The organism is Oceanimonas marisflavi, from assembly GCF_003049725.1.
Lineage (GTDB): Bacteria > Pseudomonadota > Gammaproteobacteria > Enterobacterales > Aeromonadaceae > Oceanimonas > Oceanimonas marisflavi.
Genome location: NZ_QAGM01000005.1, coordinates 102,166 through 118,177 on the forward strand (window position 1 = coordinate 102,166; position 16,012 = coordinate 118,177).

The 16,012-nt window shown below is 58.1% G+C and carries 12 protein-coding genes and 4 tRNA genes; 5 read left to right on the top strand and 11 right to left on the bottom strand.

The genetic code is table 11. The annotated features are described in order from the left end of the window. Nucleotides 1–48: 48 nt before the first annotated feature. Nucleotides 49–1,287, top strand: a complete 1,239-nt coding sequence (locus DA373_RS04975; RefSeq protein WP_107851239.1) for a saccharopine dehydrogenase family protein — start codon at nucleotides 49–51, stop codon at nucleotides 1,285–1,287. A gap of 175 nt (nucleotides 1,288–1,462) precedes the next feature. Here DA373_RS04975 and DA373_RS04980 read toward each other — a convergent pair whose 3' ends face one another. The 5 genes from DA373_RS04980 to DA373_RS05000 all read right to left on the bottom strand — a co-directional run bounded on the left by DA373_RS04980 (nucleotide 1,463) and on the right by DA373_RS05000 (nucleotide 2,859). Beyond that, entirely contained in the window at nucleotides 1,463–2,233 is a 771-nt protein-coding gene (locus DA373_RS04980; protein WP_232821199.1) for an IclR family transcriptional regulator, read from the bottom strand. 220 nt (nucleotides 2,234–2,453) lie between these two features. Further along, nucleotides 2,454–2,530: transfer RNA gene (locus DA373_RS04985), tRNA-Pro, on the bottom strand. Nucleotides 2,531–2,563: 33 nt separating this feature from the next. Next, nucleotides 2,564–2,649, bottom strand: a tRNA-Leu gene (locus DA373_RS04990). A gap of 32 nt (nucleotides 2,650–2,681) precedes the next feature. After that, nucleotides 2,682–2,757: transfer RNA gene (locus DA373_RS04995), tRNA-His, on the bottom strand. 25 nt (nucleotides 2,758–2,782) lie between these two features. Next, nucleotides 2,783–2,859, bottom strand: a tRNA-Arg gene (locus tag DA373_RS05000). 224 nt (nucleotides 2,860–3,083) lie between these two features. Between DA373_RS05000 and DA373_RS05005 the strand changes: the two genes are divergently transcribed. Genes DA373_RS05005 through DA373_RS05015 form a run of 3 tightly spaced genes read left to right on the top strand, consistent with a single transcriptional unit; the run spans nucleotide 3,084 to nucleotide 7,894 of the window. Then, on the top strand, nucleotides 3,084–3,650 hold the full coding sequence (locus DA373_RS05005; RefSeq protein WP_107851241.1) for a TetR/AcrR family transcriptional regulator: 567 nt from the start codon (nucleotides 3,084–3,086) through the stop codon (nucleotides 3,648–3,650). A 32-nt stretch (nucleotides 3,651–3,682) separates the two neighbouring features. Continuing rightward, nucleotides 3,683–4,804, top strand: coding sequence for an efflux RND transporter periplasmic adaptor subunit (locus DA373_RS05010; protein ID WP_107851242.1), 1,122 nt, complete (start codon nucleotides 3,683–3,685; stop codon nucleotides 4,802–4,804). 12 nt (nucleotides 4,805–4,816) lie between these two features. Then, complete coding sequence (locus tag DA373_RS05015) at nucleotides 4,817–7,894, top strand: multidrug efflux RND transporter permease subunit (protein ID WP_107851243.1); 3,078 nt, start codon at nucleotides 4,817–4,819, stop codon at nucleotides 7,892–7,894. 70 nt (nucleotides 7,895–7,964) lie between these two features. Here the strand turns inward: DA373_RS05015 and DA373_RS05020 are convergent, their stop codons facing one another. The 6 genes from DA373_RS05020 to DA373_RS05045 all read right to left on the bottom strand — a co-directional run bounded on the left by DA373_RS05020 (nucleotide 7,965) and on the right by DA373_RS05045 (nucleotide 15,415). After that, complete coding sequence (locus DA373_RS05020) at nucleotides 7,965–8,666, bottom strand: glutamine amidotransferase-related protein (RefSeq protein ID WP_107851244.1); 702 nt, start codon at nucleotides 8,664–8,666, stop codon at nucleotides 7,965–7,967. A 19-nt stretch (nucleotides 8,667–8,685) separates the two neighbouring features. Then, nucleotides 8,686–9,849 carry an iron-containing alcohol dehydrogenase gene (locus DA373_RS05025; RefSeq protein WP_107851245.1) on the bottom strand — a complete coding sequence of 388 codons (1,164 nt, stop codon included), beginning with the start codon at nucleotides 9,847–9,849 and terminating at the stop codon, nucleotides 8,686–8,688. A 9-nt stretch (nucleotides 9,850–9,858) separates the two neighbouring features. Further along, nucleotides 9,859–11,250, bottom strand: coding sequence for an aldehyde dehydrogenase family protein (locus tag DA373_RS05030; protein ID WP_107851246.1), 1,392 nt, complete (start codon nucleotides 11,248–11,250; stop codon nucleotides 9,859–9,861). A gap of 27 nt (nucleotides 11,251–11,277) precedes the next feature. Next, on the bottom strand, nucleotides 11,278–12,648 hold the full coding sequence (locus DA373_RS05035; protein ID WP_107851247.1) for a glutamine synthetase family protein: 1,371 nt from the start codon (nucleotides 12,646–12,648) through the stop codon (nucleotides 11,278–11,280). Between the two features lie 86 nt (nucleotides 12,649–12,734). Beyond that, complete coding sequence (gene eat / locus DA373_RS05040; RefSeq protein ID WP_198650236.1) at nucleotides 12,735–14,114, bottom strand: ethanolamine permease; 1,380 nt, start codon at nucleotides 14,112–14,114, stop codon at nucleotides 12,735–12,737. A gap of 332 nt (nucleotides 14,115–14,446) precedes the next feature. After that, on the bottom strand, nucleotides 14,447–15,415 hold the full coding sequence (locus tag DA373_RS05045) for a LysR family transcriptional regulator (RefSeq protein WP_107851249.1): 969 nt from the start codon (nucleotides 15,413–15,415) through the stop codon (nucleotides 14,447–14,449). Between the two features lie 295 nt (nucleotides 15,416–15,710). Between DA373_RS05045 and DA373_RS05055 the strand changes: the two genes are divergently transcribed. Continuing rightward, the gene (locus DA373_RS05055; protein WP_107851251.1) at nucleotides 15,711–15,902 is read left to right on the top strand and encodes a hypothetical protein; all 192 of its coding nucleotides are present in this window, start codon (nucleotides 15,711–15,713) and stop codon (nucleotides 15,900–15,902) included. The last annotated feature ends 110 nt before the right edge of the window (nucleotides 15,903–16,012 follow it).

The following is a 16,012-nucleotide window of genomic DNA, read 5'->3' on the forward strand; positions in this document are numbered from 1 at the left end:
TGGAGTAAACCACAACGCAGCCTTTCAAGGAGGCTCCAGAGGAAAAAAATGAAGAAAAACGTTCTGATTATTGGTGCCGGTGGTGTCGCCCAGGTTGTTGCCCACAAGTGTGCGCAACATAACGATGTTCTGGGTAACATTCACATCGCCTCGCGCACTGTCGAGAAATGCCAGCAAATCGTCGACAGCGTACGGGAAAAGGGCAGCCTCAAGGTTGCCGGTGAATTGCAAGCCCATGCCCTGGATGCGCTCGATATTGAAGCCACCAAGGCGTTGATTGACAAAACACAGTCGCAACTGGTGATCAATGTCGGATCGGCTTTCATCAATATGTCGGTGCTGCAGGCCTGTATCGAGACCGGCGCCGCCTACCTCGACACCGCCATTCACGAAGATCCCACCAAGATCTGCGAAAATCCGCCCTGGTACGCCAACTACGAGTGGAAGCGCAAGGCCATCTGCGAAGAGAAGGGCATCACCGCCATTCTGGGTGCCGGCTTTGACCCGGGTGTGGTCAACGCCTACGCCGCCGTGGCGGTGAATGAATACTTCGACAGCGTCGACTCCATCGACATCATCGACATCAACGCCGGCAGCCACGGTCGTTACTTTGCCACCAACTTCGATCCGGAAATCAACTTCCGCGAGTTCACCGGCCGGGTCTGGTCCTGGCAGAACAACGAGTGGGTGCAGAACCAGATGTTCGAGCACAAGCGCACCGACGACCTGCCGGTAGTGGGTATGCAGACCAGCTACATGACCGGCCACGACGAGGTGCACTCCCTGTCCCAGAACCTGGGCGTGCCCAATGTGCGCTTCTGGATGGGCTTTGGCGAGCACTACATCAATGTGTTCACCGTGCTCAAGAATCTGGGCCTGCTGTCCGAGCAGCCGGTGAAAACCGCCGAAGGCCTGGAAGTGGTGCCGCTGAAAGTGGTGAAAGCCGTGCTGCCCGATCCGTCTTCCCTGGCCCCGGACTACACCGGCAAGACCTGCATCGGTGATCAGGTGAAGGGCAAGAAGGACGGCAAGGATAAAGAAGTATTTATCTACAATGTGGCCGACCACGCCGAGGCCTATGCCGAAGTGGGCAGCCAGGGCATTTCCTACACCGCCGGGGTGCCGCCGGTGGCCGCCGCCCTGCTGATCGCCACCGGCGAGTGGGACGTGAAGAAGATGGCCAACATCGAAGAGCTGGATCCCAAGCCCTTCATCAACCTGCTCAACGAAATGGGTCTGCCGACCCGCATCAAGGATGAGCAGGGCGACCGCCCGCTGAGCTTCTGAGCTTAGCCCGCGAATGCAAAAGGCCTGTCGAAAGACAGGCCTTTTTTATTAGAGCTGTAAGCCGTAAGCGATCAGCTGTAAGTAGTAGTAGGTTGCGAATGAGCGCAGCGAATTCCAACACGAAGCCGGCTGCGGCATGTTGTGAATGCGCTGCGCTCATCGCCAACCTACAGGCTTACGGCTTACGGCTGGTGCTGGGTACCTTACCGCCAATGGCCTGAGTGACTTCCTTGGCCGCATCCATTACCAGGGCGCTGAGCTGAGGAATGCGCTCCCACTTTACCCGAACCGCCGGGCCGGAGATGGAAATAGCGGCCACCGCCTCGCCGTATTCGTTATAGATATTGGCGGCAATGCAGCGCAGGCCTTCAAACTGCTCTTCGTCATCGAGGGAATAACCCTGCCGGGCGATCTTTACCAGCTCCTGCTCAAACTGGCTGGGGTTGATAATGGTGTGCTCGGTGTAGGCCTTCATGCCCCCCTTGCGCACCAGCTCCAGCGCTTCCTTCATCGGCAGTGCCGACAGCAGCGCCTTGCCCACCCCGGCGGCATGCACCGGCGAGCGGCTGCCGAGGGACACCACCATGCGCATGGTCTGGGGGGATTCCACCTGCCCCACATAGACCACGCTGCCCTGCTCCAGAATAGCCAGGTTGGAGGTTTCGCCGGTTTCCGCCACCAGGCGCTTCATGTGCGGCCGGGCCTGGGCGATAAAATCACGCTTCTTCAGGTAGGCGTTGCCGATGGAAAAGGCGTGCACGCCAATGCTCCACAGCCCCTGGCTTTCGTCCAGATCCACAAAGTCATGACTGCGCAGGCTGTTGAGCAGGCGGTGGGCGGTGGACGGCGCCAGCCCCAGACTGCCGGCCACGTCGGTGAGTGACATGCCCATGTCTGAAGCGGCCAGCCGTTCCAGCAGCAGCAGCGCACGGGACAAGGACTGCACCTGAGCGGCGCCGGCCGGCTTAGTGCTTTTGCTTTTTTTGAGTTTTGTTTCGTCAGCCATTGAAAAGCCGTGTAATACAGAGACCTGGGTCACATTGTATGGTTAATTCCCGCTCAAGTCCCGCCTTGTGTGGGATTGATAAGAGGTGAGAGACAAGAAGTCTGGGGAAGGCTGTGCTGAACGGCAGGCACAAAAAAACCGACGCTAGGGTCGGTAATTCTGGTCGGCGTTGCAGGATTCGAACCTGCGACCCTCTGGTCCCAAACCAGATGCGCTACCAGGCTGCGCTAAACGCCGTAACTTTTCTCTTTCGAATTCGTTTGAAAGCAGTGGTGCGAAGGGGGGGACTTGAACCCCCACGTCCGAAGGACACTAACACCTGAAGCTAGCGCGTCTACCAATTCCGCCACCCTCGCATGTTTACTGCTTTCAGGCCGTAGCCTGAAACTGGGGTGACCGACGGGGCTCGAACCCGCGACAACTGGAATCACAATCCAGGACTCTACCAACTGAGCTACGGTCACCAATGTTCTACCGTCCAATACCGAATGGCGCGCCCGACAGGATTCGAACCTGTGACCTCTGCCTCCGGAGGGCAGCGCTCTATCCAGCTGAGCTACGGGCGCTCTATAATTGGACGCTGCGAATACTAAGGTCAGCCTCTCCCCTTGTCCAGTACTTTTTTATCTTTACCGGCCACCTGCTGGTTTTGTCGGCAAAATGGCGTTTTTTTTAACTAAAGTGAAGAAAGAGCCGCACTGCATCAATTGACTTGTGGCGATGATGGCCTAGAATCACCACTGGAATGAACGTTCATTCATTTATGACTCAAACTCCAGACAGAGAACAGATGACCAACAAACGCGAGCGCATTCTCAATGCAGCGGAACACCTGATCGCCACCCTTGGCTTTCAGGGTATGTCGATGCAACTGGTGGCCCGGGAAGCCGGCGTGGCCACCGGCACCATTTACCGCTATTTCAAGGACAAGGAAAGCCTGTTGCGCTGCGTGCACGAAGAGCGACTGCAGGAAGTATCTCTGGCGCTGCTGAGCAACGTCGACACGCACAACCCCTGCTTTGAGCAGTTTCGTGTGTTGTGGCAGAACTGCCTGCACTACCTGCTGAGCAATTCCGACTGCCTGTTGTACCGGGTGCAGTACGAGGCCTCCCCCCTGTTCAACCGCGAAGAGGAGGAACGCATGGATGAACGTTATTTCAAACCCGTGTTCGAGTTTTTTGAACACGGCCGTGAGCTCGGTCTGTTTCGGGATCTGCCGGCACCGCTGCTGGGTTTTCTGGCCCTGGAAAACCTGATGCTGCTGACCCAGAAACACGCCCGGGGCTGCATTCAGCTCAATGAAGCCGTCTTTGACGAGCTGATGGATGCGGCCTGGAACGCCATTTTAAAGCGCTAATAACCAACAACCACGTCGCGGGAGTGACTTTAATGAAAAAATGGACCCTGTCCATGCTGCTGCTGGTGATCCTGATCTTCGGCAGCGTCATTGGTTTTAACCTGTTCAAGCAAAACATGATGGCTCAGTATTTCGCCAATCAGCCGGTGCCCAGCTTTCCGGTCACGGTGACCGAGGTCACTCCCCAGGACTGGACGCCGCGTATTGCCGCCATCGGGTTTATCGAACCGATTCAGGGCATTAACGTCAGCAACGAGTCTGCCGGCATCGTCCGTGCCATTCACTTTGAGTCGGGCCAGCAGGTCAGGGCCGGCGAGGTGCTGGTGGAGCTCGACGCCGACGTGGAAAAGGCCAACCTGCGCAGCGCCGAAGGCCGGCTGCCGGCGGTGCAGGCCAACCTGACGCGCATGCGCCAGCTGTTTCAGCGTGGCTCCGTATCCAAGGGCCAGCTGGATGACGCCAATGCCAGCTACCAGGAACTGCAGGGGCAGATTGACTCCCTCAAGGCCACCATTGAGCGTCGTACCATTCGCGCGCCCTTTGACGGCGTCATGGGCATTCGCAACGCCTTTCTCGGCCAGTATCTGAACGCCGGCACCGACATTGCCCGACTGGAAGACATCAGCCAGTTCCGCATTCGCTTTACCATTCCCCAGACCCGCATCGCCGACATTCGCGTGGGACAGGCCCTGAACATTCTGGTGGATGCCTACCCGGACACCCCGTTTGAAGGGGAGATCACCGCCATTGAACCCCAGATCAATCCCGAATCCGGCGTGGTGCAGGTGCAGGCCAGCATTCCCAACCAGGACGGCAAGCTGCGCTCGGGCATGTTTGCCAAGCTGGACGTGCAGCTGCCAGTGAAGGCCAGTCAGATCCTGGTGCCCCAGCATGCCATCAACTTCACCCTGTACGGCCAGACCGTATACGTGGTGAAGGAAGAAACCACAGACAGCGGCGAGACCGTGCAGGTAGCCCGCCAGCGGGTGGTGGAAGTGGCCGAGCGGGAAGCCGATATCGCCCGGGTGGTAAAGGGCCTGAAGGCCGGTGAAACCATCGTCACCTCGGGTCAGGTGCGTCTGTCCAATGGCAGCCGGGTCAAGCCGGTGGAAAGCGACGCTCTCGACACGCCTGAATCGGCCCCCCTGCTGTAAGCGGAGAACCCCATGCGTTTTACCGATATCTTCATAAAACGGCCGGTGCTGGCCGTTTCGATCAGCCTGCTGATCGTACTGCTGGGGCTGCAGGCCCTGCAGAAAATGCAGGTGCGTGAATACCCGGAAATGACCAATACGGTGATCACCGTGAGCACCGGTTATTACGGCGCCAGCGCCGATCTCATTCAAGGGTTTATTACTCAGCCCCTGGAGCAGGCCATTGCCCAGGCCGACAACATCGACTTTATGACCTCGTCGAGCAGCAACGGCAGCTCCAAAATCACGGTGCAGATGAAGCTCAACACCGACTCCAACGCGGCCCTGTCGGACATACTGGCCCGGGTCAACTCGGTGCGCTCCCAGCTGCCCCGGGAAGCGGAAGACCCCAGCCTGGAGATGACCACGGGGGCGTCCACCTCCATTATGTACATTTCCTTCAGCAGTAAGCAGCTCAACGCGCCCCAGATCAACGACTATCTGGAGCGGGTGGTGCGGCCGCAGTTCTACTCGGTGGACGGCGTGGCCAAGATCAACCTGTTTGGCGGCGCCAAGTTCGCCTTGCGCATCTGGATTGATCCGCTGCGGCTGGCCGCCCACAAGCTGACCGCTCCCGAGGTGCTGTCGGTGCTGCAGGCCAACAACTACCAGGCCGCCGCCGGCCAGTCCACCGGCTATTACATGCTCTATAACAGCGACATTAATACCCAGGTGGAAACCGCCGAAGAGCTGGAATCCCTGGTGATCGCCACCCGGGATGACGCCGTGGTGCGCCTGCGCGACGTGGCCAGAGTGTCACTGGAAAAGAGCCACGACGTGGTGCGCGCCCTGGCCGACGGTCAGCCGGCGGTGATCATCGGCGTGGATCCCACTCCTTCTGCCAACCCGCTGACCGTGGCCGAGAACGTGCGCACCATGCTGCCGGATCTCGAACGCAACATGCCCGACACCATCAAGATGAAGCTCCTGTATGACGCCACCGACGCCATCAACGAGTCCATTCACGAGGTGGTGAAGACCATTCTGGAAGCCTCGCTGATCGTGGTGGTGGTGATCACCCTGTTCCTGGGCTCGCTGCGGGCGGTGCTGATCCCCATTATCACCATTCCGCTGTCGCTGATCGGTGTGGCCATTCTGATGAGCCTGTTCGGTTTCAGCATCAATCTGATGACCCTGCTGGCCATGGTACTGGCCATCGGCCTGGTGGTGGACGATGCCATCGTCGTGGTGGAAAACGTCGACCGGCATATCAAGGCCGGCGAATCCCCCTACCGGGCCGCCATTCTCGGTACCCGGGAAATTGCGGTGCCGGTGATCACCATGACCATCACCCTGGCGGCGGTGTACGCCCCCATCGCCCTGATGAGCGGCATTACCGGCTCCCTGTTCAAGGAATTTGCCCTCACCCTGGCCGGGGCCGTGTTTATCTCCGGCATAGTGGCGCTGACCCTGTCACCCATGATGTGCTCCAAACTGCTCAAGCCCCACGACAACCCCAATCGCTTTGAGCAGGGGGTGGAAAACACCCTGGATCGCCTGACCGACGGCTATGCCCGCATGCTGGATGCGGTGCTGGCCAAACGCGCCGTGGTCATCGCCTTTGCCCTGCTGGTGTTTGGCTCCATGCCGGTGCTGTTCAGCTTTATTCCCAGTGAACTGGCCCCGAACGAAGACAAGGGCGCCTTTCTGATGATGGCCAAGGCCCCCAACACCGCCAACCTCGACTATATCGAGAACAATATGCGCAAGGCGGTGGAGGTGCTCAACAAGGATGACGCCCTGTCCACTTCACTGACCATTGCCGGTGTGCCCAACGCCAACCAGGGTCTGGCGGTGGCGGTGCTCAAGCCCTGGAGCCAGCGGGATGCCCAGAAAACGGTGATCGAACGGCTGACTCCGCCGTTGAAGGCCATTCCGGCGGTGGCCATCAGTGCCTTTCCGTTTCCCGAGCTGCCCGGGGCGTCCAGCGGCCTGCCGGTGCAGTATGTGCTGACCACCCCCAACAACTTTGAAAGCCTGTATGAAGTGGCCGCCGAAGTGCTGCAAAAGGTCAGCCAGAGTCCGCTGTTTGTATACAGCGAGCTGGATCTGGCCTTTGACTCGGGCACCATGAACATCAAGGTAAACCGCGACAAGGCCGGCGCCTATGGCGTGACCATGCAGGACATCGCCCTGACCCTGTCCACCATGATGAGCGACGGCTACGTCAATCGGGTGGATCTGGACGGCCGCAGCTATGAGGTGATCCCCCAAGTGGCCCGGGCCGACCGGCTCAATCCGGACTCCATCAAGGACTACTACGTGCGCGCCCACAACGGCGACATGGTGCCCCTGGCCAACCTGGTGTCCATCACCATGGAAGCCCAGCCCCGCGCCCTGCCCCACTACAACCAGCTGAACTCGGCCACCATAGGTGCCGTGCTCACCCCGGGTGTATCCATGGGCGATGCCATCAACTTCCTGGAGCAGGAGGTGACCGCCGGGCTGCCCAACGGTTACAACCACGACTACCTGGGCGCCGCCCGCCAGTTCGTCACCGAGGGCAACGCCCTGTACATGACCTTCCTGCTGGCGCTGTTCATCATCTTCCTGGTGCTGGCGTCCCAGTTTGAAAGCGTGCGCGACCCCCTGGTGATCATGGTGTCGGTGCCCCTGGCCATTTCCGGTGCCCTGGTGGCGCTGGCCTGGGGACTGGCAACCATGAACATATATACCCAGGTGGGCCTGATCACCCTGGTGGGTATCATCACCAAGCACGGCATTCTGATGTGCGAGGTGGCCAAGGAGGAGCAGCTGCACCGGGGCCGGGACCGGACGGAGGCTATTCGGGTGGCGGCCCGCATTCGTCTGCGCGCCATTCTGATGACCACCGCCGCCATGGTGGCGGGCCTGATCCCGCTGCTGTTTGCGGTGGGTGCCGGTGCCTTCTCGCGCTTTGGCATGGGCATCGTCATCGTCTCCGGCCTGAGCATAGGTACCCTGTTCACCCTGTTCGTGCTGCCAGTGATCTACACCTTCCTGGCGTCCCGCCACCGTCCGCTGCCGGAGTTTGACGAAAGTCAGGCGCCCAAGGCGCTGGCCGGCCACTGAGCCAATACGCAGTAATGCATAAGGGCTGCTTGGTGCAGCCCTTTTTCATGTTCGGATCATCGAACCGTACTCATGCCCTCATAAAGGCCAGTATCCAGCGTGCCAGCAAATGGTCATCCACTTCCGCGTTCAGTGACGCCAGCGCTTCCCGGTGACGATTGGGTGAAAAGCGTTCGAGCCGGGTCGCCATCAAGTCAGCCGAGTAGGGGCGGCTGAACTCTGGGTGACCCTGTATGCTCAAAAAGTGATCCTGATACTGCACCATATAAAAGGGGCAAAACTCGCTGCTGGCCAGAACTTCAGCATCGGCTGGCAAACGACAGACCTGATCCTGATGGCTGACCACCAAATCCAAAGAGGGCGAAAAGGGTTCCATCCAGGGCTTTCGCTGATTGATCTGGTTGAACGACACCCCTATGCCCCAGCCTTTCTCCGACCTGACTACTTCTCCCCCCAGGGCCTTGGCGATAAGCTGATGGCCGAAACAGATCCCCACCAACTTACGCTTTTCCTGATACAGCAGAGCCACGAAGTCGGCCAGCCGATTACTCCAGCTCAGGCCATCGTTCACCCCATGGCGGCTGCCGGTGGTGATGTAAGCATCACAGGCACCAGGAGTCTCCGGCAATTCATTATCCAGAGCCCGGTACACCTCGAACTCCAGACTGCTGTCCACTGCGCTCAGCAACTGGCTGATCATCTGCGGATAATTGCCATGCCGGGGCTGCAGCTGATCCAGTACGTCATCGCACTGTAAAATACCTATCTTCATCGAAATTCCTTAACCGGCCTCACAGGGTACCGGTGATGGCATTACGACACAGTTGTTCATATTGCTCTGCCGTAAACGAGATGGGATTGCCACCAGATGACGGGTCGGCCACCGCCATGGCGCCAATCTGTTTGGCCCGATCCAGTTCGATGCCAATTTCGCCCAAACTGTGTGGGATGCCCAGTTCGGCTCTCAGGGTTAACACCCAGTCCAGAAAACCGTTAAAACCTCCGTGCTCCAGCCCCAGGTAACGGGACAAACGCTCGATAGCCGGCGTAATCGCTTCTTCATTTGCCTTGAGCACATAAGGCATCAGGATGGCGTTGAGCAAACCATGATGTGCGTCATACAGGGCTCCGATGGGGTGAGCCAGGGCATGCATGGCGCCCAGCCCCCGCTGAAAGGCAGTGGCGCCCATGCTGGAGGCCACCAGCATCTGACAACGAGCTTCCAGATCACTGCCGTCCCGCACCGCTCTCGGCAGATAAGTATGGATCAGACGAATGCCTTCAAGGGCGATCCCCTCCGCCATCGGATGATATCCGGGGGCACAGAAGGCTTCCAGATTATGAGACAGGGCATCCATACCGGTGGCAGCAGTAATCTTGCCCGGCAGGCCCACCGTCAGATCGGGATCCAGGATCACCAGCGCTGGTAGCATCTTCGGATGAAAGATAATGCGTTTGATATGGTTGGCCTGATCGGTGATTACCGAGGCGCGGCCGACCTCAGATCCCGTACCCGCAGTCGTCGGTACCGCCACCACCGGCGCTATACCCTTTCCTTTCGCCCGAGACCAGTTGTCCCCCACATCCTCGAAATCCCACAATGACCTGTCCTGGCCAACCATCAGTGCGATGGCCTTGCCCGCATCCAGCGCTGAGCCTCCGCCAAGGGCAATCACACCATCATGACTCCCCGCCTTGTAGGCGCCGACCCCGTCCTCGACATTTTCTCCAGTCGGGTTGCCCTTGATGGCGGAAAACACCGCTATCTTCAGTCCCTGCTCCCGGCAATCGGTCACGATGGCGGACACCATGGGCAGAGCGGCCAGGCCCGGGTCCGTCACCAACAGTGGGGCTTCCATCCCCAACTGGCGGCAGGCGTCGGCCAGTTCCCTGATATGTCCACTTCCAACTTTTATCTGGGTCGGATAATTCCAGTTAGCAATATAGGTGGTCATGCTCTCTCCTCAGCTCGGCAGCTTGATATGAAATGACTTGGGTCGTGTCAGGCTTTCGTAACCCAATTTCGACAGAGTACAACCCCGTCCGGATTGCTTGACCCCGGTCCAGGCCAGAGCCGGGTCCAGATAGTCGCAGCGGTTGATAAAGAAGGTGCCGGTATGCAGCTGCTCGCCGAGGCTGACACCCGTATCGATATCCCGGGTAAAGATGGCTGCAGTCAGGCCGAAATCGCTGTCGTTCATCAGTGCAATGGCTTCCTCGTCGGACTGTACTTTCTGAATGCCGACCACGGGGCCGAAGGATTCTTCCGTCATCACTCTCATGCGGTGGTTGACTCCGGTCAGCACCTGCGGCGCCATATAGGGAGTGCCCGGTCGATCCAGGGGGAAATCCTCCGGTTTTATGTGCGCCGTTGCTCCCTGTGCCACCGCCTCGGCTATTTGTCCACGCACAAAATCAGCGGCGCCGGAACGTACCAGGGGCCCCAGAGTGGTCTCGGGATCATCGGCACGCCCCAGCTGGTAACCCTTGACCAGGGCGACGGCCTTGTCCACGAAGGCATCGTATACATCCGCATGCACGTAGATGCGTTCTATACCGCAACAGGACTGGCCCGAGTTAAAGAAGGCGCCATCAATAGCTGTATCCACGGCCTGATCAATATCGGCATCGGCCCGCACATAGGCCGGATCCTTACCGCCCAGCTCCAGCCCAACGCCAATAAAACGTCCCGCCGCCGCCTGCTCGACTGCGGTTCCGCCCGCAACCGAACCGGTGAAGGCCACATAATCCACCTCGGGCGCCTGGATAAGGCTGGTGGTGTCGGGGTGAGAAAGGTGCAGATACTGGAACACACCTCTCGGCAGACCTGCTGCAGCAAAGGCTTCGGCCAGCCGTTCGGCACACAGCGGGGTCTGGGCCGAGTGCTTGAGGATCACCGTATTGCCCGCCATGATGGCCGGCATTACCGCATTGATGGCCGTAAGGTAGGGAAAGTTCCAGGGGGCGATCACCAGCACCAGGCCCAGGGCCTCGCGCTTGATGTAACGTTCGAAGCCGGGCTTTTCCGGCAAGCGCACCGGTGCCAGCGCTTCTTCCGCTACCTCTATCATGTAACGAGCACGCTCGGCCAGCCCATCGACTTCACCGCCGGCATAGCGAATAGGACGTCCCATCATCCAGCTGATTTCTTCGGCAATCGCCGCCTTGTTGGCTACAAAGGCATCTACCGCGCGGTGACACAGGGCCGCCCGCTCGGCTACCGGCACCCGGCTCCACTGCCGCTGAACCTGCTTGCCGAAACGCAATGCCTCTGTGATGGCCGCCTGGTCGGCGAAGGGGCGCTCCACATAGACACTGCCGTCGATGGGAGAAATCGTTTTTACCTTGTCGTTCATATGACACCTGACTCCATGCGAATAGGGTTAGATAATTTCGAAATAGCGATCCATTTCCCAGTCGGTAATATGTTTGCGGAACTCCCGCTCTTCCCATTCCCGGGTAGCGGCAAAGTGCTCAACAAAGGCATTGCCGAACATCTCCCGCGCCGCCTCCGACTGCTTCAGGCGTTGGGCCGATTCCCACAGGGTGCGAGGCAGGTTGAGGTACTCGGGATGCTCCTGCTCGTAGGCATTGCCCTTGATCTCGGCTTCCGGTTCCAGCTTGTATTTGATGCCGTACAGGCCGGCCGCCAGCGCCGCAGCCAGCGCCAGATAGGGGTTGGCGTCGGCCGAGCCCAGGCGATACTCGACCCGCTGACTCTTGTTGCTGCCGGGGATCACCCGCAGGGCGGTAGTGCGGTTTTCTACGCCCCAGGTCGCTTCGGTCGGCGCCCAGAAACCAGGGATCAGCCGGCTGTAACTGTTCACCGTAGGCGCCAGCATTGCCAGAAACTCCGGCATCAGCTTCTGCTGACCGGCGATAAAATGCCGCTGAAGCTGGCTCATGTTGTAGGTCTGACTCGGGTCATAGAACACATTAACGCCGGCATCATCATAGAGAGAAATATGAATGTGACCGCTCTGCCCCGGATAGTCACCGGACCACTTGGCCATAAAAGTGGCCATCAGGTTGTTCCGCTGAGCCAGCACCTTCATAAAGGTCTTGAACAAGGCTCCCTTGTCGGCGGCACTTTCTGCATCATCCACAGCGATGGCCGCCTCCAGCACACCGGGGCCGGTTTCGGTGTGAATGCCCTCCAGGGGAAAGTCCATGGTCTCACCCAGATCCATGATCTGGTGATACAGCTCCGCGTGAACCGAGTTGCGCAACACCGAGTAACCAAACCAGTCGGGCGTCAGCGGTTCCAGATTGCGGAACCCTTTCTGCCGCACGGACTCGGGAGTCTCCTTGAACATGAAGAATTCATATTCCAGCGCTGCCTTGGCATTCAGCCCCATACTGTCGGCCATCTCCAGTACCCGCCGGAGCGTCCCCCGCGGGCAAATGGCCTCGGCCTGCCCGGCAAACTCGCACAGGAACAACAGCATGTTGTCCTCCATCGGCAGTTCGCGACAGGTGTGAGGCAGGATGCGCACCTCGGCATCGGGATAGCCGTTATGCCAGCCGGTATACTTGACGTTGTCGTAAAGCTGATCCTTGGAATCCCATCCCAGCACCACGCTGCAGAAGGCAAAACCACCTTCGAGGGCCGAAAAGAACTTATCTTTCCTCAGATACTTCCCCAGCAACACACCATCCTGATCGAACACCCCCACCTTGACATGGGTGAGGCCCCGCTCTTCGACTATCTGGCGAGCCTGTTCTGCATTGGTTACCTGTCTTGGTTCTAACATATTGTCACCTTGATTCCTTGTCTGTGTACGCGCCAAACTCACTCTGGCCGTATGCTGGCCCGGTCAGGCCGGGTACATATATGGTGTTACTGCAATTCGGCTTCTGCCTGGGCGATAGCGGCAAACTCCTCTTCCGGTGCCTGTGCAACCAGGCGCTTGCGGCTGTAGAAAAAGAAATACCCAACCATCAGGGCATAGAACAGTGCCGACCACAGAGCGGCTTCTACGCTCACCAGGAAAGTGGAAATAAAGGCGGCGATCGCCAGTAACAGGGCAATACTGGTGGTCAGGATGCCACCCGGCGTCTTGTAGGGGCGCTTCATACCGGGCTCGCGCAGACGCAGCACGATGTGGGACAGCATCATCATGGCGTAGGAGAGGGTGGCTCCGAATACCGCCATGGTGATCATCAGATCGCCTTCGCCGCTCAGCGACAGCATGAAACCGATCACGCCCGGGATGATCAATGCCAGGGCCGGTACCTTGCGCTTGCTGGTCAGGGACAGAAAGCGGGGCAGGTAGCCAGCCCGGGACAGGGCAAATACCTGACGGGAATAGGCATAGATTATCGAGAAAAAGCTGGCGATAAGGCCCGCCAGGCCGACCAGGTTCACGAAGGAGGCTAATTGTGAATCACTGCCATAAACAGATTGCAGGGCTCCCACCAAAGGTGCGCCATGCGACTGCATCAGATCGGCACCGGCGGCACCGGGTGCCAGGAAAAGCACGCAGCCCCCGAAAACCAGCAGAATTACCATGGCGGTAATGATACCTCTCGGCATGTCTCTGGCTGGATCTCCGGCTTCCTCTGCCGCCAGTGGCACCCCTTCGACCGCCAAAAACAGCCACATGGCAAACGGCAGCGCCGCCCAGATCCCCATATAACCCTGAGGCAGGAAATCAGATGCTCCTACGGCAGTGGGGTTGGTGGCGATATTGAACAGATTGTCCCACTGGAAATGGGGAATGAGACCGATAATGAACACCAGTATGGCCACTGCCGCCAAGGCGGTAATACCAAACATGATTTTCAGGGCCTCACCGGCCCCCCACAGGTGGATGCCAACGAAAGTCGCGTAAAAGAGGGCATATACCAAGGGGCCATCCAGGCCGAATAGTTCATTGACGTAACCACCGATAAAAATGGCAATGGCCGCCGGTGCGATGGCGTATTCGAGCAGAATGGCAGTGCCGGTCAGATAACCGCCCCAGGGACCGAAGGCCCGGCGAGCAAAGCTGTAGCCACCACCAGCGGTGGGCAGAGAGGAAGATAATTCGGCCAGGCCCAGCACCATGCAGATATACATGGTGGCCATCAATATGGTGGCCACCAGCATACCGCCGAAGCCACCCTGTCCCAGACCTAAGTTCCAGCCGGCGAAGTCGCCGGAAATCACGTAGGACACCCCCAGGCCGGCCAGCAAAATCCAGCCGGCGGCGCCTTTTTTCAGCTGTCGTTTTTCCAAGTATTCCTGTGATACCGAATCATAGGATACAGTTTTTGTCATTTCGTACTCGGACATAACTCACCTCATCCTTTGTGGTGTGTTTGTTAGTGCGAAGACAGGCAGACATCGAATCGACGAACTCCAGCATTCCTTGCGAGCCTTCAACTGTCGGAGTCAGTCTAAAGCCGGTTGAAAACATCTCAACAAGCATCACTTTTTGTTTTGACAGAACTATAAGTTTTATAAATAGTACTTATTTTTCAATGCAATAAATAAAAGCCCGCCATAACGATGCGGGTATAAGTTCACAGAAACGAAAACCAGGGTGGCCACACCGTCATGAGCGATAGCTAGTGCGCATGTTCACCAATATCGATCATCTCGCTGACCCAAGGCAGGTGTCGGGTAACCTCGGACAAGTACTCGCTGGTCAGAATATTCCGTATATCATCGGCAATGACCTGGGGTAACTCGTGCAGCTCGTGCTTGCGGGTAAGCAGGGTCAGGTTGCGATAGAAACTGCCTCCGGGGATTGGCAGGCAGCGTACCTGTGACAACCAGATCCCGCTCTGGAACAGACAAAGCGGCGTAGTTATGGTCCAGCCCAGACCAGCCGCCACCATGGAGGAAACCGCATAGCTGTTGTCCATAACCAGCCGGTGCGGAGGCTCTAGGCGGCGATAGCGAAGATTGCGTTCAATACGCTGCCCAATAAGGGAGTGAGCAGGGTAACGAACAAAATCCAGCTTTTTTATCAGGTGTTCAAGCTGCTTGACTTCATCGGTGAAGTTCTTGGGCAGGACCAGGATGAAAGGCTCGCGTAGGATGCGAAAGCGACTCAACTCGGGATAGTCCATCAGCGCATCATCGGAAATAATGATATCCACACTGCGTGAAAGCAGCGATTCGCCATGCATATGGGACAATCCCGTAGTCATCGACCACTGCTCGGTATGACGCTTGACCGCATCAGCCAGCGGCTTGCCCACAGCAGTAGCCAGTGAGTCCACCAGAGCAATACGTACATGACGCAGTTTGTCGAAACGGCCTTTTTGCATGGCCAGGCTGGTCACCCTGGCTTCCTTTAACAGCTGACAGGCTCTGTCATAGAAGAAACGGCCCGCACGGGTAATGGCGATGGGCCGCACCGAGCGATCCAGCAGCTGGGTATTCAGGTTCTTTTCCAGATTGGACAGGCTCTGGGAGATAGAAGGCTGGGTCATGCCCAGCTTTTCCGCCGCCGCCGTCATGTTGCCACAGTCCACTATCTGAACGAACACTTCCAGTGCCCGGAGATCGAAACCGAAAGAGTGATGCATCGTCTTCGTCTAAATCTTTAACATCCCTGTACTTTAATGATTCAGTAACCTAATGAACATGGACGACAGATACAAATACTCCGGACTGAGCCCCACTATACTCGTTCGCGGAGATTTATGGATCTCATCTCCGCCTTCGCTGGGGATGACGTTCCTTCGCCGAATGACAACCAAAACGGTGAAAATGATCGTGCCCGCGAAGGCACGCATCCACGCCAAAGACGCGTCAACCGACTTAAGCATTCCCAATTTTGAACCATGCTGTAATAGCACTGCCGTCAACAAGGAGAACAGAATGACCCTATGGATTTTGCTGGCGCTGGGCATTGGGCTGGTACTGGTGCTCAGTCAGAACCGGGCCCAGAGCGAGCTGGAAAACCAGGTTGAGGCGCTGCAGGCCGAGCAGCGCCGGCTGCTGGAGCGCATCACCACCCTGGAAAAGCTGGTGCTGGAAAAAGAAAAGCGCCGTCCCTTTGACGATCTGTAAAGACGCCCACTGCGCCGCTCCAATAATTGACGAGCTGTGATCCCTCCCCTTGCTCCGTCTGCACCGGCTGCCTACACTGCCCCTCTCTTTGCTCGGGACAACCAGACAAC